This is a genomic window from Facilibium subflavum, from assembly GCF_003574485.1.
GTDB lineage: Bacteria > Pseudomonadota > Gammaproteobacteria > Francisellales > Francisellaceae > Facilibium > Facilibium subflavum.
In genome coordinates this window covers 17,721-42,993 of the sequence record NZ_QLIT01000031.1, presented here as the reverse complement: position 1 = coordinate 42,993, position 25,273 = coordinate 17,721, and the positions used below count along the sequence as shown (strand labels likewise).

The following is a 25,273-nucleotide window of genomic DNA, read 5'->3' as shown; positions in this document are numbered from 1 at the left end:
CAGGCTTTGTACAGCAGTGGCAAGCGTCATCATTGCTCGTCCATATAGTGATCAATTTTTGTTTCATAATCATAATAATTTAACACTTCATAAAGCGTTTGACGTGTTTGCATATAAGGAATAATACTTTCTTGCGTTCCTTTTTGTAAAATAGTCTCTATTGCTGTTTGTGCCGCATTATTCATCATCCTTGCCAATGTTACAGGATATAATGCCATTTTCACGCCAGCATGCGCTAACTGATCCTGGGTAAAACATGGGGTTTTACCAAACTCTGTCATATTGGCTAATACGGGAACCGAACAGTTTTGCGTAAATGTTTGATAATCATCAAGGCTTGTAAAAGCCTCAGCAAAAATGCTATCAGCACCAGCTTCAATATAAGCATGAGCTCGATCAATTGCACCTTGTAAGCCTTCTGATGCAAAGCTATCAGTACGCGCCATAATCATAAAATTTTCATCTGTTTTCCCATCAACGCAAGCTTTGATTCTATCTTGCATCGCCTTAATATTCACAAGCTGTTTATTCGGTCGATGACCACAGCGCTTGATATCGATCTGATCTTCAATATGAAGGCCACTTGCACCTGCTTTTATCAGCTTTTTTACCGCACGCGTTGTCCCCAAAAGCCCACCCCAGCCGGTATCAATATCAACCAATAAAGGTAAATCGCAGACATCGGTAATACGGTTTACTTCAATTAGCACATTATCTAAAGAAGTCAGTCCCAAATCTGGCAAACCATATTGATTTGCAGCTAAAACACCGCCTGATAAATAAATGGCCTTAGCACCTGCTTTTTGTGCCATAACTGCTGTCAGTGCGGTGGGTGTTCCTATAATTGGTAGAATATTTTGTTGTTTGATTAATGATGTAAACTCCATACTTTAAACCTTTATTGTGAAATATTAATACCAAGATTACGATAATGTATGGATATTAGCCACCCATAAAAACTATACAATACTTTAGTTTTTATAATGAGCATAAATTCTAACAAAATCCCACCGACATTTAATAATAAATCGGTTATAATTGCCGATTAAATTTTAAAACCTACAATTGTTATATTAAAGGAATTGGTTATATGAGTAGTGTCTATACAATACAAAAGCTCTTTGCCGATGAAGCATTAATCGGCAAAGAAGTCACCGTTCGCGGCTGGATTCGAAGCCGACGCGACTCTAAAGCGGGTATTTCATTTTTAGCGATCCATGATGGCTCTTGTTTCAATCCGATTCAAGCAGTTGCGCCTGACACACTGTCAAACTACGAAACTGAAATCATAAGGCTTACAAAAGACTGCGCTGTGGAGGTCACTGGAAAGCTTGTTGCCTCACAAGGCAAAGGACAATCTGTTGAGATTCAGGCAGATAACGTTTTCGTTCATGGCTGGATTGATGATCCTGAAAGCTACCCTGTCTCACCAAAGCGCCATACAATGGAGCATTTGCGTGAACATGCCCATTTGCGAGTGAGAACAAACATTATTGGTGCGGTGGCACGCATGCGCCACACACTTGCTGCAGCGATCCATAACTTTTTCAATGACAATGGATTCTTCTGGGTTAACACACCTATTTTAACCTCCAATGACTGTGAAGGTGCCGGTGAGTTATTTCGTGTATCCACACTTGATCAGCTTAATCTCCCTAAAAACAATAACGGCAAAGTGGATTACACAAAAGACTTTTTTGGGCAAGAGACTTTTTTAACGGTTTCAGGCCAATTAAATGTTGAAACCTATTGTATGGCATTGTCAAACGTCTACACTTTTGGGCCAACCTTTCGTGCAGAAAATTCCAATACATCGCGCCACTTAGCTGAGTTTTGGATGATTGAGCCGGAAATGGCCTTTGCTGATTTAAATGACGATGCGGATTTGGCTGAGAAATTATTAAAGGCTGTAATCCAAAAAGTATTGGCTGAACGTGAGGATGATATTAATTTCTTTAATCAATTTGTCGAGAAAGGTTTGCAGGACAAACTTAAGCATGTCCTTGACAACAAGTTTGTTCGCCTTGAATATACCGACGCGATTGATATTTTAAAAGCAAGCAGCAAACAATTTGAATACCCGGTAAAATGGGGATTGGACTTACAATCTGAGCATGAACGCTTCTTATGCGAAGAACACTTCAAAGCGCCGGTCATACTCATGAATTACCCCAAAAATATCAAAGCGTTTTACATGCGGTTAAACGATGATAATAAAACCGTTGCTGCCATGGATGTATTGGTTCCTGGCATAGGGGAAATCATTGGTGGCAGCCAGCGTGAAGATCGTTTGGATGTTCTTGATAAGCGCATTGAAGAAACCGGCGTTGATGCCAAAGGCTTGTATTGGTATCGAGATCTACGCCGTTACGGCAGTGTGCCACACAGCGGTTTTGGTTTAGGGTTTGAGCGGCTTTTAGGCTATATCACAGGTGTGGGTAATGTGCGTGATTTAATCCCATTTCCGCGCACCCCCGGTAATGCTAGGTTCTAGGTAAAACTACAGCGAACTTGGCACGTAAATTAAGTAAAAAATGATTAAGAAAAAAAATTCAAAACAAACTACAACACTTGCTAAGCCTGGCATATTTGTTGCTTTATTTACGTTGATCTCCCGCATCTTAGGCTTTATCCGTGATATGCTGTTTGCCAAATACTTTGGTGCAAGCGCCACAATGGAAGCGTTTCTGGTTGCCTTTCGTGTGCCTAATTTTATTCGCAGGCTTTTTGTTGAAGGTGCGATTACCCAAGCATTGACACCAAGCTTTGTTCATCTACAAGATAAACCAAAAAGGCAAAATCTTATCTTACGCCAGTTAATTAGCTATATCGGTGGCTTTACTTTATTATTAAGCGTGCTTGGCATGATATTTTCATCACTGTGGGTATTGCTCTTTGCACCTGGATTTTATGATGATCCCATGCGATTAAATCTTGCAAAAAACCTGCTTGCTATCATGTTCCCTTATATATTTTTGATGTCGTTAACCGCTGTTTTTGCCGCCTTGTTAAATAGTCTTCAGCGTTTTAACTTACCCGCATTAACGCCCGTAATTCTCAATGTATGCATGATTAGTTTTATCTGCTTTTCATCGAAGTTTTCCATTCCCATTTATGCAGTGGCTATGTCTGTATTAATCGCCGGCATCTTACAATGTTGTTTTCATATCTACGCACTATGGCGGTTAGGCTTTCATCTTACCCCTGTAATCAAATGGCCAATAAAAACGGTCAAACGTATCCTCAAAAGAATATTACCTGCAATATTTGGCGCCTCTATTATCCAGATAAGCTTATTAATTGAGACTGTATTTGCCTCTTTTTTGACAACAGGCAGCTTATCCTGGCTATACTATCCTGACAGACTCAATCAATTTCCACTTGGCATATTTGGTTTAACCCTATCAACGATTATTCTTCCTAGTTTAAGCAAATACAAACGCCAAGCCACACATTTTAATCACACACTAAACTGGGCAATTAAATGGGTTTTTTTATTAAGCGTTCCTGCAACATTTGCCATGTGTGTCTTATCATCAGCAATATTGATCACCCTGTTTCATTATGGCGCCTTTAGCCTTTTTGATGTAATGCAATCTCAACGTGCATTAATTGCCTTTTCAATTGGTTTAAGCGCTTTTGTTTTGATTAAAGTTTTTATCTCAGCACTTTATGCCTATGGCATAACGAAGCCTGTTGTTAAAATTGGTGCGCTTTGCCTGTTATTTAATATTATCAGCAACCTCATATTGGTTTACTTTTTAAAGGCATATTCACTAGGCTATTTGGCCCTGGCAATTTCAACAACACTTACTGCCATATTAAATGCAGCTGGGCTTTATCTACTACTGCACCGCAAGTATCACTTTCATGTGAATAAACAACTTGTTACTTTTATTTTACGTATCTTACTGGCAAGCATTGTAATGGCAGTTATTTTATATGTCTGTAAGGGCGACATTAGCGATTGGCTAAAGCTTTCCTTTTTTAAGCGAATCAGCTGGCTTGCAGGATTAGTTATCCTAGGACTTATAAGCTATGGTGCCTTGCTTTGGCTTTTGAGGGTTAAACAGCAGGACATGGCTTTACATAAAAACGATACTATCTAAAAATTTTTGCCTAATGTGTCTTTTTCATTTCCCATATTACTTTGAACTTGTGAAGTAAAAAAAGTCATATTGTTATTACTTGATGATTTCTTAGTATATTCTGCTAATTCTTTGTCTACCTGAGCCAAAAAACTCTCTACTTTATTATGCATTTCTGTCACTGAATCAGATTCAGAGATATTCGCTTGTTTTCTTAGTTGCTCTATCACATAATCTTTATGTATATTATCTTTAAATAATGCATCTACTATAGGCACACTACTGGCTGAGAAATCAGTGTATTGTGCTATCTGCAGTTTATTGATAAGTGTATCATAAGCTTTACTTAGCAAGCTAAGTGCTTCTTGTGGCTGATACCCTAAGCTATTAGCTTTATAACGCTCAGTAATTTTATCAAGCTTTTGCTGGTCTATCAGGTAATAACCCTGATTATCCTTTAGTGGTACATTGTTATCACCAACTTGTAAAAAAGCTTTAATAAAAGACTGTTTTGTAGCATTACTAATTTGGCTAAAAGCAAACTGAATATGATTGCTCCATGAAAAAAGGTCATTGTCATGTTTTACTTTTACCTTATTTTCTTGATACAACCAAGCATCTTTAAGAAAAAGGACATTTAACAATCCATTTAATTGTTCAACCTCCTCATTATTTTTCAGACAAAAGTACTGCTTGTTTTTTGTAATATAATCCGCCACAGCAAGTTTAGTGATTAATCCCTCAGGTAAAGGTGTTTTTTCTTCATTTGATTTTTGCAAGTAGCCTTGCACACATAAATCTGTAACGGGTGTCGCACAATCCGTACTATGTAATCCAATGATTTCCTTTACATTTTCCGCTTCATCACCGGTCAGTTTTTCTAAGAAATAAGCAAGGCCCTTATGGATAATTTCTGGGTTTGATTGATACAAAGATGAGGCACCAGCCTTTGAAATAAAATCTTGCAAATTTTCATCCTGTGCAATAATTTCTTGAATCATATTGACCTCGCCTAACGCTGGCTTAAGCCTATCAAACACAACTTGCCATTGGATAGGTTCTTCATAAGCGACCATATTATACTCGATATTCAACCCTTCATTATTTAAGGCATTTATAAGCTCAACCGTTTGTTGTGCTAATGGGTTATCATCTAAATTAATAAACACACTTGCACTTAGGTTTTCAATATCATCTGGCAATGTCCTGATTTGATTATCATCTAAACAAAGCATTCTTAATTTTCCTAGCTGGCTAATCCCATTTGGAAGGGCTTCTAATTGATTTCTCGATAGATATAAATATGTAAGTTTTTGCAACTGATAAATACTTTCAGGTAAGCTTACAAATTTATTCTGAGCCAAGGTTAACGTGATTAAGGATTGTAAATTTTCTATGCCAATAGGCAAACTGCTTAATTTATTCTTTGTTAACTCTAGTTTTTCTAACTGCGTTAAATTTTTAACACTCTCAGGCAGATTTTCTATCTTGTTATTTGATGCCTGCAAACGTTTAAGTTTTGTTAAATGGCCAATTTCATCAGGCAACCCTTTTAATTTACAATCATTGAGGTTTAATTTTTCAAGCTCTTTCAACTGTCCAATTGTCGTCGGTAGCAACTTTATATCAGGGTTACCCTCTAAATTTAAAATTTTAATATTAGGTGATCCCTCAATAATATTCAACATTAGCTTCTGTAAGTCATCACTGTCCAATGATAGGTTGAATAAATTAAGCTCACCTGTTTCTTGGGCATCTATTATTAGAGCTTTGAACATATCAATACGTATATCTTTCGGATTTCTACTATCAATTTTAGGCTTGTTTTGTATATTTCCCATAGCGCTTCCCTTTTTACTGGATGTTCACTTTCACCTTAAAAAATAATAATCAAAAATTATCTGGATTAAAACGTGGGAAAGCCACCACAATACTTAGGTGATTTTAAAGAAATCTTCACAGATCAAACTGTGCATACCTTAAATCATATTTCAATCAAAAATTGATTTGCGAACAACTTGTGCTTATTTAATCGCTATGCTAAAGAAGTCCCAAGTTAAAACAAATTAAGCAAAGCCAGAACTACCTATCCAAATATGTAAATTGACCGGCAAATATTATAGGCATTGGCTTTTTTTTCGATTACAATCTAGTTATATATAATCTAAGAAAAACCAGGAGCCTGCTACTGTGCGCTTAGCCTGTTTTGCAAAAGCCTTGTTATTATTTATTCTTTTTGGTGCCAGTGTATCTGTATTTGCGATTACAACCTATACGGTAAAACCTGGTGACTCACTTTGGAAAATCGCTTCAAAAAACCCTATTAAAAATATATCTAATAAAGATATGGTTGTTGCTATCAAAGGAATTAATGCAAAAGAAAACCCATCCATCAATGATAACATCATCAATATTAATCAGAAGCTTTTAATCCCGACCACGCAAGCTGAGGTAGATGATGGATTAAAACTTTATCGTTTGCGTCACACACAATACTTAAAGCCACAACCAGCAACCGCTCCAACACAAACCACCAAAACAGTGACAAAAACATCCACACCAGCAACAAATACTTCATCAAATACCGTAAAGGAAAACACATCACCAAACGCACCTCTTACTGACATCAGCAATAATAACGAATCAGTCATACCGGCAAGTGGTACAATTGTGCCGCACGCTGATCGCAACACAAATAAAACAACCATTCAAGAAAAAGAAAAATCCTCAAATGACCTGCCCTGGTTTATTATCTTTTTAGTCGTCATCGTTATTTTGTTTTTATGGCGTAGACGCATTAAAAGGTATAAAGCCAACACTTCTGCCAAAAAAATGAAGGATCAGTTCTATCAAAAAGATCTGTCTGATGACAAGCCTCAGGAAAAAGCCACCTTGCCATTAAAAGCTAAAGCTGTTGATGTAAAAAAAGTTCTCCAGCAAGCCGATAAGCTCATTCAAGACCGTGATATTCAACATGCTAAGGCTATTTTACAAGAAGCGCTTAATCACAACTCTAAAAACCTCGACATTCGCATTAAACTCTTAGAAGTCTATGGTGCTGATGGTGATGCTATTTCATTTAATAGTGAGCGTGATTATTTGGCTGCAAATCTTTTGCCTTATGATGATGCCAGATGGAAAGAAATTGATGCACTTTACCAGAAATATTTTTTCCTACACTAAACATGTGGTAGAACCACATTTTATATAATAAGCCTGATCCTATAAACTCATACTTTACTGTAAAATCAGGAATCAATATATGCCTAAAAAAACAAAAATTATAGAGGCCTCAAACCCTTATCATCAGCTAAAACTGCTCGCAGAAAAACTAAAAAAGACAACCACAAATCAGGATAAAAAAAGTCGTTTTTCCAGTTTGATTGAAAAAACGATGGAATTAGAAAAAATAGAAATGATGGGGATAGAAAGCAATGAAGACACCGGTGTGCTTCTTCAATCCATATTGGAGGTTGCACTTGATCATGATTTTTTTGCTTTTTTACAAAGTCAGACCAAAACAGGGCAAGAAGCACTTAAGCTTTTAAATGAAAAAGAAAGTTTTATATTTATTGGGATGTGTAATGAAACATTACAGCTAGATGCAGCTTGCCTAAAAGAAATCATTTGTAAGACGCTTAATATTGACAGCGAAACAGCATTGTCTTATCAGAATCTGCAGGATTTTACTGCCTTATATACTAAGAAACAATATGATAATAACACAGTGATACAACCAACGACCTAAAACAATGTCACTTAAAGAAAAAAAAGCACAAGGCTGTACGCGCAAAAATTTGGTAGCTACCCCATATTGATACATTTTATTTATTGAATAAAATAGATGCAATAACCTATCGCCGAATATGACATAGTGAAATAACAATTGATCAAAACCTAGGAGACAACATGAAATTCAAAAGAATGCTATTTACAGGAATGCTGCTGTTATCCAGTATAAGCTTTGCAGGTCAGGTTTTTCAGGCTGGTACCATCACAAGCTTAAGTGATGGTGTATATGATGGCTCGATGACTTTAGGCACACTGGTTAAAAAAGGCGCTTATGGTCTTGGCACAGTACAAGGTGCTAAAGGTGAGATGATTATCTACAAAGGCAAGGGGTATTTAAGTGATATCAATGGTAATGCTGTACGATTAAAACCGGATACCAAAACACCTTTTGCTGATGTATTTAACTTTGACAAACCACAGCTTAATAAAAAATTAAAAGGCGTAACACCAACTGAAATCAATAACCTGATACAACAAAAACTCAGTGGTGAAAACTATTTCTATATATTTAAAATTACCGGCAAGTTTGCTCATATAAAAGCAAGGACAATACCACCAGTAAAAGAAGATGCCACATTGGGTAAATGGATTGCACAAAATCAAAAAAAACATGACCTAAATGATATTAAAGGGACAATCATTGGTATCTATAGCCCAAGCTATCTATCAAGCGTTGCCGTGCCTGGCTTTCATTTTCATTTTATTACGAAAAACCTTAAAAAAGTTTATCATGTTTATGACTTTAAGACGGATAAGGTGCATTTTGAGGCGGAAAAAGTACAGAATTTTGAATTTTCTTTGCCTGAAAGCAAAGCGTATCAGAATAAAAAGATATCCGGCCTATCTGCTGCTTCATTAAACAAAATGGAGCACAGCACTGAGAAATAAAATAAACCTTGAAATCACTCAGGCAATCATGCAGAATGCCTGATATTATTAGTTTCATAACGCTTTATTCAACCATGGGTATTTTTAAACGCTTTAAACGCAATCAAAGTGTTGCTGAAAAAAAAACACAGCTTGAGCAGGATAGACAACCAGAGGTGCTTGAGAATGATCAACCAGAAATACAGCTTGATCAATCACAGGATTCTCGTGATGTAGAGCAAACATCTAATGCTTCTTTTGTCCAAGAAGAAACACTTGAAGAAAAAACGACAAAAAGTGGGCTGTTTTCTCGTTTAAAAGAAGGTTTAAAGAAGACGCGCACCAAGTTAGGCAGTGGGCTTGGTGATCTGCTTTTAGGGAAAAAAGTCATCGATGAAGAACTTATCGATGATATTGAAATGCAGCTTCTAACGGCAGATGTTGGTATTGAAGCAACACAAGAGGTGATGGAAGCCGTTCGTGGCCAGGTTAGTCGCAATGAATTACAAACCATGGATCAGCTTAATACATTGCTAAAACAAAAATTACAGGATATTTTGACACCTTGCCAAAAACCCTTGGCCATTGACACACAAAAAACACCATATATTATTTTGATGGTGGGTATTAATGGCGCAGGAAAAACAACAACAATTGGCAAGCTTGCTAAAAAATTTCAATCACAAGGCAAATCTGTCATGCTTGCTGCAGGGGATACATTTCGTGCTGCGGCAGTTGAGCAATTACAAGTCTGGGGCAAGCGTAATAATATCCCTGTTATTGCCCAACATACGGGTGCTGATAGCGCCTCGGTTATTTATGATGCAGTTCAGGCGGCAAAAGCCAAAGATATAGATATCTTAATCGCTGATACTGCCGGTCGACTACATACCAAAAGTAATTTAATGGAAGAGCTGAAAAAAGTGGCACGAGTTATGAAAAAACTTGATGATACCGCGCCACATGAGGTTATGCTTGTTTTGGATGCAGGTACTGGTCAAAATGCCATTATGCAGGCACAAGAGTTTAATAATTCGCTACGTGTTTCTGGTATTGCAATTACGAAAATGGATGGCACTGCAAAAGGTGGTGTCATCTTTGCCATTGCAAAAAAATTACATTTACCCATTCGTTTTATCGGTGTGGGTGAAAAAATCGAAGATTTACGTGATTTTGAAGCCAAAGAGTTTATTGATGCCCTATTTGATCAATCACTACCCAGCGATCACTAATACCATTGGTACAATGATTTGCAAATGGTATGAATTATACATAAAAAACAAGCTATATATCTGTTAAATCTATCGCATCAAAATATAACGCGGGAAAATCTATAAAATGGTTTGTGATGGGTATATAATAACGCCTTTAAGTCATTTGGAGTTTACGAACTTATGAAGACGATTAAACGCGCTTTGATCAGCGTTTCAGATAAAACCAACCTTGTCGAATTTGCCAAAGAATTAGCTGCATTTAATATTGAAATTCTATCTACTGGGGGCACAGCAAAACTGCTGAGCAATGCTGGCATTGATGTTACCGAAGTATCCGATTATACTGGCTTTCCTGAGATGATGGATGGTCGTGTTAAGACACTCCACCCTAAAATCCACGGTGGACTTTTAGGCCGACGTGATATCGATCAAGCAGTGATGGAACAACATGACATTCCAGAAATTGACCTGGTTGTAGTTAATCTCTACCCTTTTGAAAAGACGATTCAAAAGCCAAATGTAAGCTTTGATGAAACTATTGAGAATATCGATATTGGTGGGCCAACAATGCTTCGGTCAGCTGCAAAAAACCACCGTGATGTCGCGGTTATCTGTGATCCAGATGACTATGCAGATATTGGCAAAAAACTTCGGGAAAACCATGGAAAGCTTGATCCTGCAACACGTTTCTCATTAGCCTGTAAAGTCTTTGAGCACACCGCAAAGTATGATGGTGTTATCGCGAATCATCTAGGTAGAATTGATCCTACAGCAAAAACCATAACACACAACTTCCCAAATACACTTAATCTGCAGTTTTACAAAGCCAAAGATATGCGCTATGGAGAAAATCCACATCAGCATGCCTGTCTTTATCTTGAAAAAGACTATCCAAAATCCTGTATGGCCTATGCCAAACAAATCCAGGGAAAAGAATTATCCTATAATAATATTGCCGACACAGATGCCGCTTTTAGCTGTGTGAAATCTTTTGATATTCCGGCCTGTGTGATTGTTAAGCATGCCAACCCTTGTGGTGTTGCATGCGACCAAAACCTGACTACTGCTTATCAAAAAGCCTTTGCCGGTGACCCTACTTCTGCTTTTGGGGGTATTATTGCCTTTAATCAACCACTTGATGAGCAAACGGCACAAACCATTATTTCACAGCAGTTTGTTGAGGTTATTATTGCACCTGAAATCACCCCCGAGGCAGTTAATATATTAACGAAAAAGCCTAATGTACGCGTTTTAGCTGCAGGTTATGACAAAGATAAAAATCATTACGAGTTTGATCTTAAAAAAATTGATGGTGGATTATTAATTCAAGATAAAAACAACACCACCGTTGAAATGGACCAGCTTCGTGTCGTTAGCCATAAAAAACCAACACAGCAACAACTGGATGACTTACTGTTTGCCTGGAAGGTTGTCAAGTTTGTTAAATCCAACGCCATTGTTTATGCCAAAGGCAACCGTACTATTGGTATTGGTGCTGGGCAAATGAGTCGTGTGTTTAGCTCTAAAATTGCCATTGAAAAAGCCTATGAGGCAGAGCTTGAAATAAAAGGCACCGCAATGGCCTCTGATGCTTTTTTCCCTTTTAGAGATGGCGTGGATGCTGCTGCTAAAGCGGGTGTTTCTGCGATTATCCAGCCAGGTGGCTCGATGCGAGACAGTGAAGTGATTGCTGCGGCAAACGATCATGATATTACCATGGTATTTACCAATACCCGACACTTTCGCCATTAAACTTACGGCATAATCAGCGGATAAATAAGCGCTTAAATCCCTTAAACAGTTTACCATACGGTGGGTACAATAAAGCAGCTGGATTCCATTTCTTTCTTTGAAAAATGCTTTTTATATTTGAAAAAGTAATAAAACCCTCTTTTGCATGATAGCGCCCCATACCAGAGTCACCTACGCCACCAAATGGTAGTGCATGCTGTGCAATATGCACAATTGCATCATTAATACAAACCCCTCCGCTTTGTGTATTTTCCAGAAAAAATGCTTGTGTTGCCTTATTGTGACTTAATAGATAAAGTGCCAGTGGATTCGTGTTTTTATTTATAGTAGATAAGGCATCATGATACTCATGATAAGTTAATATCGGCAAAATCGGACCAAAGATTTCACCTTGCATCACATCAAGTGATATATCTGGATTTATTACAAGCGTTAAAGGCATTTTTTTATTACCATCGGTTTGCTTTTCAATCTTTGCCAATGGGATAACTTTACAGCCTGATGTTTTAGCTTGAGATAATTGATCGTTTAATCGTTGAAAATGCGATACTTGCAAAATGCTTGTGTATTGCGGGTTGTTCAGATAATCTGGATACATCTTGTTAAAGCCTGCTTGTAAAGCAGAAATTAACTCATCCAGTTTGTCTTCAGGCACTAGAACATAATCTGGTGCAATACAGGTTTGCCCTGCATTCATGCCTTTACTAAAACAAATTGTTTTCGCAGCTTTTTTTACAGGATAATCCCGATCAATAATAAGTGGGGACTTACCACCTAACTCTAATGTTACGGGTGTTAGATTCTGACTTGCCGCCTGATAGACTTTTTTACCAGTTTGTGTTGAACCGGTAAATAGCAGATGATCAAAATTTACTTCACAAAAAGCTTTGGAAAATAGCGTATCTCCAATAAAAACAGCCACCTGTGAGACTTCAAAACATCGTTTACATATCTCTTTAATCACCTGGAATGTCTTTGGTGTATATTCAGATATTTTCAAGCAGACATTATTGCCAGAAGCCAAAGCATATACCAAGGGGGACAGCGTTAACAACACAGGGTAATTCCAAGGTGAAATAATCCCCACAACGCCAAGTGGCTGGTAGTAAACAAAACTTTTTGCCGGTTGAAATAAGATACTCGTATGACGCTTTTGTTTTTTCATCCAGCCACGTAAATGCTTACAAACATAGTCAATCGTTTGAATCACCTGAAAAATTTCACTGAGCAAAGTTTCTTCGACACAACGCCCACCAAAATCCTCACTAACCGCTTTCGCCAATGCGCCTTGATATTGAAGCACCAACTCACGCAGACGTTTTAAATCCTGAATTCGCTTTTTATATGACGGATAAGGCATTGACGAAAAAGCATTTTTTTGCCGTTCAAAGGTTTTATACAGTTCGTTAAATAAATGCTGTGACATCGGTATAATAGTAAAGATATTTAATAAATAATAATGATTATATATTGCCTATTAATACTTGAACACCTAAAACATCATGATAAATAATGCATGGTTATTCTGTAGATACCTGTTTAAAGCAATTAGCCGGGAAACGCAAAAGACAAATAAAAGTGAGAAAAACCCCCATTGCGCAAACACCCATTACCAATGCAAAATTATCCAATGGAATCAATGCATTAGGATCTAACAACGCCCCTTGTATGCCAGCGCTTAGAGTAATCGCGCACCAGGCCACAGCAAAAGCACTGGATAATGGTAAAAGCGCGCTTAACATAACACTTGCTGTGCCGGCAAACTTTTCAGCAGCCAAAGAATAGGACCCTGCGTTGGTAATCGTTGCAAAACTACTAAAGCTTATACCAAGAACACCCAACATACATAAGTATAAATACAGGTTAAAGTTCAATAGCACCCAAATGCCAAATAAAAAGGATACCAGCATTAGGCTACAAATCATGATATATAACCGGTAATACCCAAGATGGCTTAATATTTGTCGAATAAAACTTTTCATCACCCATGCAGGCACCATAAAGGCTAAAAAGGTTAATCCAGCTTGTAAAGCACTAAAGTGGTGCTGTGTCTGCAAATACAATGGAAACATAAACATAATTCCCATTGTTGATAAGCGGATCAAAACATTGATGATCGTAAAGTAGCGGAAAGTTTTATCTTTAAAAATTGACAGGTTAAATACGGCAGATTCACCCTTTAAACGCGCATGATGAAAGTACTTCATCAATAAAGTTGTTGCAATAATAAAACTCATAAGCTTAACAACCCAGCTAATGGAATGATCAATAAATGTATCCAGGCAAAAAAGATAAATAGCAATACCACTGCCTAGCAGCATAAACCCGAAAGTATCAAATTTAGCGACTGTTTGCCGGTTTTCATTAAAATCAGGAAACACATACCGGATAGATAATAAAGCCAGTAAAGAGATAGGAAGGTTTATAAAAAAGATAAATCGCCAGTTCAACCATGTGGTAATCGCACCACCAACCAATGGGCCAATCATCGGGCCAATCGTCACGACACTGCCAACGATTGCCATAGCACGGATCATATTGCCTTTGAATATTCGCACCATTGCAAGACGTGCCACTGGCATTGAAAAGGCACCAAACATTCCTTGAAAAGCCCGCGAGACAACTAACATCGTTAAACTTGTTGATAAACCACAAGCAATGGATGCTGCAACAAATCCAACAATCGATAACGACAAGACTCGCTTAATCCCCCAACGTTCAGCTACCCAGGAGGATGCAGGGATAAAAAGTCCCAATGTTAATAAATAAACCGTAATCACGACTTTAAGGCTAATGGGATTGACTTGCAAACTAAAGGCCATTTGAGGCAAAGCTGTATTTAATGCACTGCCATCGATTAATTCCATTAGAATAATAATCCCAACTGTGTAGGCAATAAGTCGTTGATTTTGCATAAATTTGTCAAAGCCTCCCAAAACTACACCACAGTTTACGCCTATCTCAAGGAAATAGCACGATAAGACAGGCAATTTTTTCAAGATTTAACAAATTATTATTGAGCGTTATATTCGCATTATCGGTAAAGTATTTTATGATTTTTGCAGCATACCCAAACCACAGTTTGCCGTAATAGTCTCATCACCCTGGTTAGTAATTTCAACCTGGGCAAGCCCATCTGCTGAAATACGCATTGAGTCTCCGTTTTTTATCTCAAGAATCAGTTTATCACCAACGTTTTGCCCATTAATCGTACCTGATTTTTTCAACATTTTGCCCATTATCTTCTGTGGGTTTTGCGAAGCAATTGATATTGAACAGGTCGCAGATATCCCCCAGAACAATGGGTTTTTAATAACCACAGGTTGCTGAGGCAAAAACGCATAAGTCCCCAGATTCGCAAGATTAAGCGCACCATTACTATAGCCAATCGTGCTTATTAGACCCACACAAATAATCACTTTAACAATATGACGTCGCAACATATTACTCTCCTACAATTTCCATTTTGATACAGTTAAAAGTGTAACTTATTTTGAGCATTGGCAATCCTTTGCTCACAACGAGTGTAACAAAAGCATTATATGGTGTCTGCAAAGTCATTCTCTTAAATGTAATATATTTTAAAACCTTCTGACAAAACACCACAGGATCAGTCCGTGGGTATCTATACCCATCGTCAATCATTCTGCAGCGTTCAATGTCAAAGAAGTTTTTGATGGTTTTGAGCGATTGGATTGCAGGTAATAAAAGAGACTATTGGCAAAATTACTTTGCTCAAAAAATGCAAGGAGTTTGATAACAAGAATACTATAAAATGGTTTGTGATGGGTATATGCAGCATAAGGCATCAAAAAAAGCAAATGGGTCCGTATAATTACGTATATTTACGTTTTTTATCAAAAAAAACATCTCATATAATAAAGCAAAGACAGTTATTTTTGGACAAAACTTATGCCACGCTTAACAGCTTGTATTTTATTATTTTTGACTTCTTTTCTATGCGTCATACAAGCAAACGCAACTTACCAAATATCGCTTTTAAACAACACACCAGAACCTCTCTTGGTAAAATCCATTTGCCCAGAGGAAAAAACGGATTGCAGGGCTTATAATACAGCTGTCATCAAAGCATACCAACGAAATAAAGCATTTACGATCAACTATGACCAAAAAATCAAAAATGGCCGGCTCTACGATTTAAAAAGTTATTTTGCGTTGAAGGATACTGTAGAAGGCTATTTTAATGTTACATTAAAAGGTGATGCCATTGGCTCTCATATTCAGGCCATTGATCTCTTTATCAACGGAGAGAATCATCACTTACTAAGCGCTACAAATGATGGAAAAATCACTGCAAATAAACTTGGCAGCTATACATTTATAACCGCACAACACCAAGCTATTGAAATTTACGCCACAACATTAAAAGACCGCACATCTCTTCAAAAAGTGGACAGTATTTATTTAGCGATCAGCATGAAACCTGAGATTTTTAAACAAGATAATGCCCCCAACTCAATTTCCCTAGCATCTTACAACATCCAGGCTTTTCCATTTTATATTGGGGTTGCTTTAGATCTTAACAAAACTCACTCTCGCATAGCCTATCTGTCAAATTCACCATATTTTAAAGATTTTGATGCTATCGCATTTCAAGAAGCCTGGGCCTATGACGTTAGAAATACATTAATTAATAATATGAAGCAAAGCTATCCATACTTTTATGATCCCATACCACAACACACACACTTAAAACCCTTAAACAGCGGGCTTTTAATTTTGAGCAAATGGCCAATTTTGACCAAAAAATTTCTTAACTATACTGACACACAAACCTTAACCGATGCTGATTTTATGACAAACAAAGGTGTCCTTTATATCAAAATAAACAAAAATGGTCAGATTTATCATATTTTTGCAACACACACCCAAGCGCAAGATACAGAAAAAGCAATCCAGCTACGCCAAAGAGAGTTTAGGTTAATTGAAAAATTTATTTACGCACAAAACATCCCAACAAATGAACCTGTACTTTTATTAGGCGACCTGAACACCGATTACTATAATAAAAACCAATATCAGTACTTTAAACAAATTTTAAAGCCAAGCGTCTACCTAAATACGCAAAACAAAAGCCCAAAATACAGCTATGATGCCGATTTAAATATGATGATTGACCCAAATGCTAAAGCTGAATATGGCTTATATGACTATATCTCGCCTTTACAAGATTACCGTCAACCAATAGATGCAGCATTTCAAGTAACCCCGATTCGCGCGCTAGATAAAATTTCAATGTATCAAAGAAGCTGGTTAAATTCGCTTAGCAAAGTATACGCTTATGGTAATGTAGAAATATCAGACCATTAAATGGTTCAAGCAAAATATACTTTCTGATACTGCAACTTTACTCCCACATACCTCCATGGCTAGATAACGACCTGTCTGCACTTTTTGGGACATTTTTTCCCTTGCGTTTTTTAAGGACAAATCAGGATAAGTCCCTAAGCTAAGTTTACAGGTTTTACCTGACATCTTGTATTTAAACAAAAAAGATTTTGAAACCTCTCTTACACGAAGGTATAGCATGCTACCTCTACCATCGCTGCAAAGCTTTTCCTTCCCTGTGTGCTTTAAACCCTTTATTTTAGTATCATTCAGCCGCATAAGTGTCCCCAAATCCAACATTTGGAAATTTTTATTGATAAATTATAGCACAGGGGACACTACAGGGGACACTTAAATACAAGTCGTCATGAAACAATATAAAATATCATGAGCACGTAAAACCTTATAAAACAAGGGTTTAAAGATGATAATGAGATAATTTGAGGCGTTGTAATATGATTATTTGGTGCGGACGGGGAGACTCGAACTCCCACGGTTTCCCGCTGGAACCTAAATCCAGTGCGTCTACCAATTTCGCCACGTCCGCATGACTGGGGTGAACGATGGGACTTGAACCCACGACAACCGGAATCACAATCCGGGGCTCTACCAACTGAGCTACGCCCACCATAAATTGTAATGTTACAGCTCATTTGCTAGAGCTGCTTTTTCTAAGCTCGGCTCCTGCCTTGCTAAGAAAACCGGTGCTGCGCAATCCGTGCTCCGCCCGTTCGACCTAAAACTACGCTGTAGTTTCTATACGGTCTCACCCAACTGAGCTACGCCCACCATAAATCTGTTTTATGGTACGCCCGGCAGGATTCGAACCTGCTACCCTCGGCTTAGAAGGCCGATGCTCTATCCAGATGAGCTACGGGCGCATATTCTAACCCGCTCGCTGACGGTTAAAACAAGTGGTCGGAGCAGAGGGATTTGAACCCCCGACCCTCTGGTCCCAAACCAGATGCGCTACCAAACTGCGCTATGCTCCGACATAATGGTGGCCAGAGGCAGAATCGAACTGCCGACACGAGGATTTTCAGTCCTCTGCTCTACCGACTGAGCTATCTGGCCAATGACGCTTATTAAAACGGATTTGCCGTTTTTGGTCAAGCACTTTTTGAAGATTTTTTTTATTGCGCGCACCCATGGCCAATATTGGCTTTGATTTGGTTGTTTACCGGTCAGACTGGTTTAATACATCAACGACAAATGGCAATAATTTCGTTGCACAAAATCCATACTTACCAATTGCTTCCACATAATCTTCTGCAGCAATGCCTTGCAGTAACACTGCCAATAAAGTGGCTTTCTTTAATGATTTGTTCTGTGCACACAGGCCTGCAATTATACCTGTTAACAGATCTCCTGAACCGGCAGTTGCCAATATTGGATCACCAGCCTTACAAAGATAAACATTTTTTTGATCATATATCAAACTGCCGCACCCCTTTAATAAAACAGATACCTGATAATCATCACCTAATTGTTGTAATGCCTTTAATCGATCATTTTTGACATCTGGCGCTGCTATATGCAAAAGCCTTGCCGCCTCACCTTCATGCGGTGTGATAAGCCGTGCAGATCTAACCATACCTTTAGTCAGATAATCTAAAGCACCAGCATCAACAATGCTAATTTTATCAAGTGTTAAGGCTTTTTTGATCACTTTATCTGACCATGGCTGACCTTTCACACTACCACAACCAATCGCTAAAACATCCAGCTTTTCGATTAAAGTCTGATAGTCGGTTAAATCATCAACACCATAGCACATCACTTCTGGGCATTTTACATTTATCAACGCGGCATGCGCTGGATGCGTAAACAGGGTCACTCGGCCAGCCCCAACAGTCAAAGCAGCTTTTGCGGCCATAATGGCAGCACCAGCCATTCCTTTGTCTCCTGCAATAATACCCACATGCCCTTTGTCAGATTTATTGATACTCTGGTGATACTTATATAGCGGGAGAAAGTGTTGAAGGTCATTTTTTGTTAACAAAAAAGCAAGTGGCTGGTATCGATCATTTAGTGACAAGGCACCGCTATCAACCAAACAAGCAAAAATAATATCCCCGACATAATCTGGCCCAACGCCACTATAAAGCCCCATTTTCTGGCAGATAAATGTCACCGTAATATTTGCTTTAACGGCGATTGCAAACTTTCTCCCTGTTGTTGCGCATATGCCAGAGGGAATATCAACACTGATTACAAAACGATAATGACTATTAATCGCTTCAATCGCTTTTTTAAAGACGCCTTCTATATCACGATTTAATCCCGTACCAAATATAGCATCAACAATGACATCAGCCTGAGCTATATCTTTATGAAATGTCAATGAATCTTCTACTTGATACATCTGAACGCCTAATGACTGTGCATGATGATACATATATGCCGCATCACCTGCAAGCTTCACTAAAGGCACACAAGAATAAATGCTTGTCTTAATGCCTGCCATATGTGCTAAGGTTGCAACCATAAAGCCATCACCGGCGTTATTCCCCATTCCAGTCACAATAACAACATGCTTTGGCCTTTGCTTTTCAAGCGCGCAAAAACAGGCAAAAGCGGCTTTTGCCATTAAGCTTAAGCTTGGTATTTTTATTCCCTGAATTAAATACTGATCTATTTGTTGTGATTGCTGCGCTGAAAACAATCCATCTTCCAAAGCCATCGTCAAAAACCTTTTTAAAAGCGATATGTTAAAGCTTATTTTTAAATGCTTTTGAATGCAAGCAGCAACTTTTTATTAGGGCATAAAAACAGCTTGAATATAAAATCAGACTTTATTTGATAATATCTTTGATATGCCAAACCACAAGTAAATATAACAGCAAAAGCTTAAGAACCCGGCAAACACGCCAAACCTATAAAACTGGCTTATCCTTTGCAATAACTGGTTTATATCAGCATGACTTTGCTGCATTAACACCTTTTGCGCATATGGGATATAAAGGCTAATGACTAAAGCAATCGTGCTAAATATAACTAATAATACCGTACAGATAATCAAGGATTTCTTTATATTGGGATATGTCTTATCAATGATTTTCTTAGGCAAATAGTACAATAACACTATAAACTCAAACACATAGCATAGCACCATGAGAACACCTCTGAGCGCAAGGACTTCATTGATAACAGGAGAACGCACCAGTGCCCAGCTAATAAAAGACAGCACGAGTAGCAAGGTTGCCATTTTAGATTTCAAGAAATAAGCAAGGTAAATACAAAAGGCCAAGTAAAATAAAAGATATAACATAAACGACATCAACAATAGTTTGCAATTAACCGCATTTGGAATAGCCACAACTTAAACAAGTCATACAGCCATCCATCTGCACCATTGCTTTTGTATTACATTTATGACAAAGCTGGGATTCTGGTGGAAAGCTCACCTCATCATCATTGCTTGGCTGTTGTTTTTGATTAAGCTCAGCTTTTTTGCCTGCAATAAAAAGCCGTTGGTTTTCATCTACATCTTCTTCTGGCAGCATGCCAATCTTTCTTAAATGCTTCTCAATCACATCACCAATTTCAGACACAAGCGATGGTACATATTTGCTGCCACGTTTAAAATATCCCCCATTAGGATCAAATACTGAACGAAGCTCTTCAACCAAAAAGGTAATATCACCCCCTTTGCGAAAAACAGCTGAAATAATCAGTGTTAATGCAATCGTCCATTGAAAATGCTCCATATTCTTTGAGCTTAAGAAAATTTCAAAAGGACGACGCACTTCATGCTCGGTGCCCTCATTTAAGATAATATCATTAATGGTCACATACAATGCATGCTCAGCATGCGGTGGTTTGATTTTATATGTCTCACCTGCAAGTGATTCAGGGCGCTTAATACGCTCACTCATCTGCTCATGCCCTTTTTCTTTTTTCTCTAAGGCGACCTTTGTGAGTTTTTCATCCTCTTTGACGATTGCAAACCCGGTGATTTTCTTATCAATCTTAACTGCCATTTTTTCTCCACTACTCAATGCTTAAAACTTCCCGTAATACCCTTCTTTAAGCGCATCATAAAGATTTGCTGCTGTATGTGTTTCACCATCATATTCGATCATCTCATTGCCCTTGAGCTCCAATACCGAGCCATCTTCAAGGGTAAACCGATAGGTCGTGTTTTGCAGATCCTGCTCTTTTACTAAAACACCTTGAAAAACTTCCGGGTTAAAACGGAAAGTCGTACAGCCCTTTAATCCTTGATGATACGCATAAAGGTAGATATCTTTAAACTCAACAAAAGGGAAATCCGTCGGTACATTAGCCGTTTTAGAAATACTTGAATCTATCCACTTTTGTGCCGCGGCCTGAATGTCAACGTGCTGTTTCGGTGTCACATTATCTGCGGCAATAAAATAATCTGGCAGCTTTGTTTTCTCATCTTTTGAAAATGGCATTGCATTTTCATTCACATGATGGCGATAAGCCAATAACTCATAGGAAAAAACATCCACCTTCTCTTTGGTTTTTTTCCCGGCACGAATAACATTACGCGCATAATGATGCGCAAAGCTTGGCTCAATACCGTTACTGGCATTATTGGCCAATGACAATGAAATCGTCCCTGTTGGCGCGATTGATGTATGATGCGTGAAACGACAGCCATACTCACATATATCATCAATAATTGAAATATCTTCTTTAGCAACACGCTGCATATAACGACTGTATTTAGCATGCAATACACGCCCCTTCACAACATCACCTGCCTTGATACCATCTGCTGCCATTTCAGGACGCAACCGCAATAATGCTTCATCGATCACATATTCTTTTTCAAGCACAGGTGCTGAGCCTTTCTCTTTGGCAAGCTCCACACCAATTTTCCAGCCTTCTAAAGCCATCTGTTTGGCAACTTCTTCGGTAAAAATAAGTGATTCTCTAGTACCATATTTTTTCTTAAGCATGGTAAGTGTTGACCCAAGCCCTAAAAAGCCCATGCCATGGCGACGTTTAGACATAATCTCATCACGCTGCTGCTTTAGTGGCAATCCATTGATCTCGACCACATTATCCAACATGCGTGTGAAAATTCGCACGACTTTACGATAGGTCGACCAGTCAAATTCAGCTGATTTTGAAAAAGGATTTTTCACAAATTTTGTGAGATTCACTGAGCCCAATAAGCAGGAGCCATAAGGTGGTAATGGCTGTTCGCCACAAGGGTTTGTTGCACGGATTGTTTCACAAAACCAGTTATTATTTTCTTCATTGACTTTATCGATCAAAATAAACCCGGGCTCTGCATAATCATATGTCGATGACATAATCATATCCCAAAGCCTGCGTGCTTTAATCGTATTATAAATTCGACAAGCCACCAAACCACTTTCATCGGTGATATAGTCATCTTTTAATGGCCAATCACGCCATAAGACTTTTGCTTTATCTTTTAAATCAATTTTATAGGCAGCCTGTTCAGATGCGCTCATCGGGAAAGCCAAATGCCACGGCAAATCATGCTCAACCGCATATAAAAAGTCTTTGGTTATAAGCAAAGATAAGTTAAATTGACGCAAGCGCCCATTCTCACGCTTGGCACGAATAAAATCAAATACATCAGGATGCCCCACATCAAATGTACCCATCTGCGCGCCACGTCTGCCACCGGCAGATGCTACCGTAAAACACATTTTATCATAAATATCCATAAAGGACATTGGGCCTGAGGTATTCGCACCTGCCCCTGCAACAAAAGCACCTTTTGGTCGTAAAGTTGAAAACTCATAGCCGATACCACAACCTGCTTTAAGCGTTAACCCTGACTCATGCACTTTTTGCAAAATATCATCCATTGAATCATGAATAACCCCTGAGACCGTACAGTTAATCGTCGAAGTTGCCGGTTTATGCGCCAAGGCCCCGGCATTTGACACGATTCTACCAGCAGGAATTGCACCATTTCTAAGCGCCCATAAAAAGCTTTTATACCACTTCTGCTGCAGTTCAGGTGTTTTTTCTACTTCTGATAATGCTTGTGCGATACGCTTGTATGTATCATCCACACTTTGATCAACCGGCTCACCCAGCCTTGTTTTCAAACGATACTTACTATCCCAGATATCCAATGATGCAGGCTGTAAATCAAAATCCATAATCGTTTCACTTGATGACATAGTTTTACTCTTTTACCCATACAGAAAAGTCATTGATTACCTTCTTATTGTAAACAATTTTATAAAAAATGATGAATGACTTTTTCGATTTATATTTTCATACAATGACTTGACTTGCATGAAATGCACTGACAAAGCCCTCTGGCAGCACAAGCTTAAATTCTTATAACAATTTCTTACAAAAATAAAAGCAGAACACGTTGTTTTGCCAATTATTGCCTACTATTATTGGGGAAGTGTCATATCAATGTTAAGGATGAAATGATGAAACACTTAAGCGTACTGATGTTACTTATTGGACTTACTGTTGGGGTCACAACCCATGCAAACACATTACCACAGAAAATCACCATCAAGATTTATGCCACCTCAAATAAGCATACTTATCTAGGGAATATTATCGCACAACAGACCTCAAATGGTGTGCTCTTTACACCTGATTTACATGATTTAACCCCGGGTATTCATGGGTTTCATATCCATGAAGTCCCTGACTGCGGCGATCATGGCTTAAATGCAAATGGCCATTTTGATCCAGATAACACAAATAAACACCTTGGCCCTTACCAAAATGGCCATTTGGGTGACTTGCCTGTATTAATTGTCAATAAAGATCATCGTGCAACGTTGCCTGTTTTGGCACCAAGGCTTACGATAAATGCGATTCTTAACCATGCAATCATGATACATAAAGGTGGGGATAATTATAGTGACGCACCTGAAAAACTTGGTGGTGGTGGCAAACGTGTTGCATGCGGGATTATCAAAGCGCAAAACGATCAACCTTAATATTGATATCAAAAGGGGTGCACAATGAAAGGCCATAAACTGACACGTAATATTTTAATCGGCATGGGATTAGGCGCAATTTTTGGCTTGATTTTCCACCCTTTTGCAAGTACACCCTGGGTTCACACCTATCTTAGCAACGGCATTTTATACATTATGGCCACGATCTTTATCACCTTAATGAAAATGCTTGTTGTGCCACTTGTGTTTGTCTCTATTGTCTGTGGGGCAAGCAATGTCTCAGACCCTAAGTCATTAGGGCGTGTTGGCGGAAAAACATTAATCCTGTATGTGATAACAACAGCCATTGCAGTGACTTTAGCAATTACAGTTGCGTTATTATTGCAAATTGGTGCCGGTGCCAATATCCCTTTAAACGTTGATCAGGTTGTGATAGGAAGTCCGCAAAGCATTACTGAAACCCTTATCGGACTATTTACCGCAAACCCTTTTCAGTCTTTGGCAAAAGGGAGCATGCTGCAAATTATCATTTTTGCACTTTTATTAGGCATTGCGCTCAATATCACAGGTGAGGCTGGAAATCGCATTAAAAAATGGTTTAATGATTTTGATGAAGTTATTATGTCATTAGTGAAAATGGTAATTGCCATCACGCCTTATGGTGTATTTGCCTTGATTGCAAAACTTGTGCTGGTAACAGAGTTAATTAAATTTTTGCACGTTTTTGGCTACTTTTTCACGGTTATTTTGGTTTTATTGCTTCATGTGATATTTACCAATGGCATTATCCTTACGATATTTGCGCGATTAAATCCATTGCCTTTTTTTAAAAAAATGTTTCCCGTACAATTATTCGCCTTTTCAACAGCAAGCAGTAATGCCACACTGCCATTTACGCTACAAACCGTTGAAAACAATCTTGGTGTGGATAATAAAGTCGCAGGCTTCACGATTCCACTTGGCGCCACAATTAACATGGATGGGACAGCAATTATGCAAGGTGTTGCAACCGTTTTTATTGCCCATGTTTATAATATTGATCTAAGTTTAGCAGGCTATTTAACCGTTATTTTAACCGCCACACTAAGCTCAATTGGCACGGCAGGCGTTCCAGGTATTGGGCTTATTACCTTAACACTTGTTTTAACACAAGTAGGCTTACCTGTTGAAGGTATTGGGCTTATTATTGGTATTGATCGTATTTTAGATATGCTAAGAACTGCAGTCAATGTAACCGGTGATGCGGCTGTAACAACATTTGTTGCCAAAACAGAAAAGCAGCTGTCTTATGATACATATAAGGCACCTGTCTCCTAATGCA

The 25,273-nt window shown here is 38.3% G+C and carries 20 protein-coding genes and 5 tRNA genes; 10 read left to right on the top strand and 15 right to left on the bottom strand.

Going from position 1 to position 25,273, the window contains the following annotated elements; all coding sequences use genetic code 11:
* Positions 1-29: 29 nt before the first annotated feature.
* The gene (prpB, locus tag DNK84_RS02670; protein WP_119343029.1) at positions 30-887 is read right to left on the bottom strand and encodes a methylisocitrate lyase; all 858 of its coding nucleotides are present in this window, start codon (positions 885-887) and stop codon (positions 30-32) included.
* Positions 888-1,090: 203 nt separating this feature from the next.
* On the opposite strand from prpB, the gene asnS reads away from it, so the two are divergent.
* Together asnS and murJ are read left to right on the top strand one after the other, a co-directional pair.
* Positions 1,091-2,494 (top strand): asparagine--tRNA ligase, encoded by a 1,404-nt coding sequence (gene asnS, locus DNK84_RS02665; protein ID WP_119343028.1) that lies wholly within the window; start codon positions 1,091-1,093, stop codon positions 2,492-2,494.
* A 40-nt stretch (positions 2,495-2,534) separates the two neighbouring features.
* A complete protein-coding gene (murJ, locus tag DNK84_RS02660; RefSeq protein ID WP_119343027.1) occupies positions 2,535-4,109 on the top strand; it encodes a murein biosynthesis integral membrane protein MurJ in 1,575 nt (524 codons plus the stop codon).
* Here the strand turns inward: murJ and DNK84_RS02655 are convergent.
* Positions 4,106-5,929, bottom strand: a complete 1,824-nt coding sequence (locus tag DNK84_RS02655) for a leucine-rich repeat domain-containing protein (protein WP_119343026.1) — start codon at positions 5,927-5,929, stop codon at positions 4,106-4,108. The two genes, murJ and DNK84_RS02655, sit on opposite strands and share 4 nt — an antisense overlap.
* 349 nt (positions 5,930-6,278) lie before the next feature.
* Here DNK84_RS02655 and DNK84_RS02650 point away from each other — a divergent pair, with 349 nt between their 5' ends.
* The 5 genes from DNK84_RS02650 to purH all read left to right on the top strand — a co-directional run bounded on the left by DNK84_RS02650 (position 6,279) and on the right by purH (position 11,713).
* Positions 6,279-7,271, top strand: coding sequence for a type IV pilus assembly protein FimV (locus DNK84_RS02650; protein WP_119343025.1), 993 nt, complete (start codon positions 6,279-6,281; stop codon positions 7,269-7,271).
* A 79-nt stretch (positions 7,272-7,350) separates the two neighbouring features.
* Positions 7,351-7,836, top strand: a complete 486-nt coding sequence (locus DNK84_RS02645) for a hypothetical protein (protein ID WP_119343024.1) — start codon at positions 7,351-7,353, stop codon at positions 7,834-7,836.
* A 161-nt stretch (positions 7,837-7,997) separates the two neighbouring features.
* The gene (locus DNK84_RS02640; RefSeq protein ID WP_119343023.1) at positions 7,998-8,768 is read left to right on the top strand and encodes an acetolactate decarboxylase; all 771 of its coding nucleotides are present in this window, start codon (positions 7,998-8,000) and stop codon (positions 8,766-8,768) included.
* A 35-nt stretch (positions 8,769-8,803) separates the two neighbouring features.
* Entirely contained in the window at positions 8,804-9,979 is a 1,176-nt protein-coding gene (gene ftsY, locus DNK84_RS02635) for a signal recognition particle-docking protein FtsY (protein WP_235826805.1), read from the top strand.
* A 162-nt stretch (positions 9,980-10,141) separates the two neighbouring features.
* Positions 10,142-11,713: a bifunctional phosphoribosylaminoimidazolecarboxamide formyltransferase/IMP cyclohydrolase gene (purH, locus tag DNK84_RS02630; protein WP_119343022.1), complete on the top strand. Its 1,572-nt coding sequence runs from the start codon at positions 10,142-10,144 to the stop codon at positions 11,711-11,713.
* 13 nt (positions 11,714-11,726) lie between these two features.
* On the opposite strand, the gene DNK84_RS02625 is transcribed toward purH, so the two are convergent.
* From DNK84_RS02625 to DNK84_RS02615, 3 genes are all read right to left on the bottom strand, one after another.
* The gene (locus DNK84_RS02625; protein WP_119343021.1) at positions 11,727-13,139 is read right to left on the bottom strand and encodes a coniferyl aldehyde dehydrogenase; all 1,413 of its coding nucleotides are present in this window, start codon (positions 13,137-13,139) and stop codon (positions 11,727-11,729) included.
* A 94-nt stretch (positions 13,140-13,233) separates the two neighbouring features.
* Positions 13,234-14,628: an MFS transporter gene (locus tag DNK84_RS02620; RefSeq protein WP_162902170.1), complete on the bottom strand. Its 1,395-nt coding sequence runs from the start codon at positions 14,626-14,628 to the stop codon at positions 13,234-13,236.
* Positions 14,629-14,763: 135 nt separating this feature from the next.
* Entirely contained in the window at positions 14,764-15,156 is a 393-nt protein-coding gene (locus DNK84_RS02615; protein WP_119343019.1) for a hypothetical protein, read from the bottom strand.
* Between the two features lie 469 nt (positions 15,157-15,625).
* Between DNK84_RS02615 and DNK84_RS02605 the strand changes: the two genes are divergently transcribed.
* Positions 15,626-17,044, top strand: coding sequence for a sphingomyelin phosphodiesterase (locus DNK84_RS02605; protein WP_119343017.1), 1,419 nt, complete (start codon positions 15,626-15,628; stop codon positions 17,042-17,044).
* Here DNK84_RS02605 and DNK84_RS14975 read toward each other — a convergent pair.
* The 10 genes from DNK84_RS14975 to DNK84_RS02555 all read right to left on the bottom strand — a co-directional run bounded on the left by DNK84_RS14975 (position 17,033) and on the right by DNK84_RS02555 (position 23,202).
* A complete protein-coding gene (locus DNK84_RS14975) occupies positions 17,033-17,341 on the bottom strand; it encodes an Arm DNA-binding domain-containing protein (RefSeq protein ID WP_162902169.1) in 309 nt (102 codons plus the stop codon). The genes DNK84_RS02605 and DNK84_RS14975 overlap by 12 nt on opposite strands.
* Before the next feature lie 185 nt (positions 17,342-17,526).
* Positions 17,527-17,609: transfer RNA gene (locus DNK84_RS02595), tRNA-Leu, on the bottom strand.
* A gap of 5 nt (positions 17,610-17,614) precedes the next feature.
* Positions 17,615-17,690: transfer RNA gene (locus DNK84_RS02590), tRNA-His, on the bottom strand.
* A gap of 176 nt (positions 17,691-17,866) precedes the next feature.
* A tRNA-Arg gene (locus DNK84_RS02585) sits at positions 17,867-17,943 on the bottom strand.
* A gap of 34 nt (positions 17,944-17,977) precedes the next feature.
* Positions 17,978-18,054, bottom strand: a tRNA-Pro gene (locus tag DNK84_RS02580).
* Positions 18,055-18,060: 6 nt separating this feature from the next.
* Positions 18,061-18,136: transfer RNA gene (locus tag DNK84_RS02575), tRNA-Phe, on the bottom strand.
* A gap of 103 nt (positions 18,137-18,239) precedes the next feature.
* Positions 18,240-19,745, bottom strand: coding sequence for an NAD(P)H-hydrate dehydratase (locus DNK84_RS02570; RefSeq protein WP_119343015.1), 1,506 nt, complete (start codon positions 19,743-19,745; stop codon positions 18,240-18,242).
* Between the two features lie 105 nt (positions 19,746-19,850).
* The gene (locus tag DNK84_RS02565) at positions 19,851-20,270 is read right to left on the bottom strand and encodes a hypothetical protein (RefSeq protein WP_162902168.1); all 420 of its coding nucleotides are present in this window, start codon (positions 20,268-20,270) and stop codon (positions 19,851-19,853) included.
* Positions 20,271-20,358: 88 nt separating this feature from the next.
* A complete protein-coding gene (locus tag DNK84_RS02560; protein ID WP_119343013.1) occupies positions 20,359-21,045 on the bottom strand; it encodes a TSCPD domain-containing protein in 687 nt (228 codons plus the stop codon).
* A 21-nt stretch (positions 21,046-21,066) separates the two neighbouring features.
* Positions 21,067-23,202 (bottom strand): adenosylcobalamin-dependent ribonucleoside-diphosphate reductase, encoded by a 2,136-nt coding sequence (locus tag DNK84_RS02555; protein ID WP_119343012.1) that lies wholly within the window; start codon positions 23,200-23,202, stop codon positions 21,067-21,069.
* A gap of 264 nt (positions 23,203-23,466) precedes the next feature.
* Here DNK84_RS02555 and DNK84_RS02550 point away from each other — a divergent pair, with 264 nt between their 5' ends.
* Positions 23,467-23,991: a superoxide dismutase family protein gene (locus DNK84_RS02550; RefSeq protein WP_208123240.1), complete on the top strand. Its 525-nt coding sequence runs from the start codon at positions 23,467-23,469 to the stop codon at positions 23,989-23,991.
* A 24-nt stretch (positions 23,992-24,015) separates the two neighbouring features.
* The gene (locus DNK84_RS02545) at positions 24,016-25,269 is read left to right on the top strand and encodes a dicarboxylate/amino acid:cation symporter (RefSeq protein WP_119343010.1); all 1,254 of its coding nucleotides are present in this window, start codon (positions 24,016-24,018) and stop codon (positions 25,267-25,269) included.
* The last annotated feature ends 4 nt before the right edge of the window (positions 25,270-25,273 follow it).

Coding starts and splice junctions, on each gene's coding strand:
- DNK84_RS02625 (WP_119343021.1), bottom strand. CDS start 13,139: ATGTCACAGCATTTATTTAACGAACTGTATAAAACCTTTGAACGGCAA.
- DNK84_RS02640 (WP_119343023.1), top strand. CDS start 7,998: ATGAAATTCAAAAGAATGCTATTTACAGGAATGCTGCTGTTATCCAGT.
- DNK84_RS02645 (WP_119343024.1), top strand. CDS start 7,351: ATGCCTAAAAAAACAAAAATTATAGAGGCCTCAAACCCTTATCATCAG.
- DNK84_RS02565 (WP_162902168.1), bottom strand. CDS start 20,270: ATGGCAACCTTGCTACTCGTGCTGTCTTTTATTAGCTGGGCACTGGTG.
- purH (WP_119343022.1), top strand. CDS start 10,142: ATGAAGACGATTAAACGCGCTTTGATCAGCGTTTCAGATAAAACCAAC.
- DNK84_RS02560 (WP_119343013.1), bottom strand. CDS start 21,045: ATGGCAGTTAAGATTGATAAGAAAATCACCGGGTTTGCAATCGTCAAA.
- DNK84_RS02620 (WP_162902170.1), bottom strand. CDS start 14,628: ATGCAAAATCAACGACTTATTGCCTACACAGTTGGGATTATTATTCTA.
- murJ (WP_119343027.1), top strand. CDS start 2,535: ATGATTAAGAAAAAAAATTCAAAACAAACTACAACACTTGCTAAGCCT.
- asnS (WP_119343028.1), top strand. CDS start 1,091: ATGAGTAGTGTCTATACAATACAAAAGCTCTTTGCCGATGAAGCATTA.
- DNK84_RS02545 (WP_119343010.1), top strand. CDS start 24,016: ATGAAAGGCCATAAACTGACACGTAATATTTTAATCGGCATGGGATTA.
- DNK84_RS02555 (WP_119343012.1), bottom strand. CDS start 23,202: ATGTCATCAAGTGAAACGATTATGGATTTTGATTTACAGCCTGCATCA.
- DNK84_RS02605 (WP_119343017.1), top strand. CDS start 15,626: ATGCCACGCTTAACAGCTTGTATTTTATTATTTTTGACTTCTTTTCTA.
- prpB (WP_119343029.1), bottom strand. CDS start 887: ATGGAGTTTACATCATTAATCAAACAACAAAATATTCTACCAATTATA.
- DNK84_RS02655 (WP_119343026.1), bottom strand. CDS start 5,929: ATGGGAAATATACAAAACAAGCCTAAAATTGATAGTAGAAATCCGAAA.
- ftsY (WP_235826805.1), top strand. CDS start 8,804: ATGCCTGATATTATTAGTTTCATAACGCTTTATTCAACCATGGGTATT.
- DNK84_RS14975 (WP_162902169.1), bottom strand. CDS start 17,341: ATGCGGCTGAATGATACTAAAATAAAGGGTTTAAAGCACACAGGGAAG.
- DNK84_RS02615 (WP_119343019.1), bottom strand. CDS start 15,156: ATGTTGCGACGTCATATTGTTAAAGTGATTATTTGTGTGGGTCTAATA.
- DNK84_RS02550 (WP_208123240.1), top strand. CDS start 23,467: ATGAAACACTTAAGCGTACTGATGTTACTTATTGGACTTACTGTTGGG.
- DNK84_RS02570 (WP_119343015.1), bottom strand. CDS start 19,745: ATGGCTTTGGAAGATGGATTGTTTTCAGCGCAGCAATCACAACAAATA.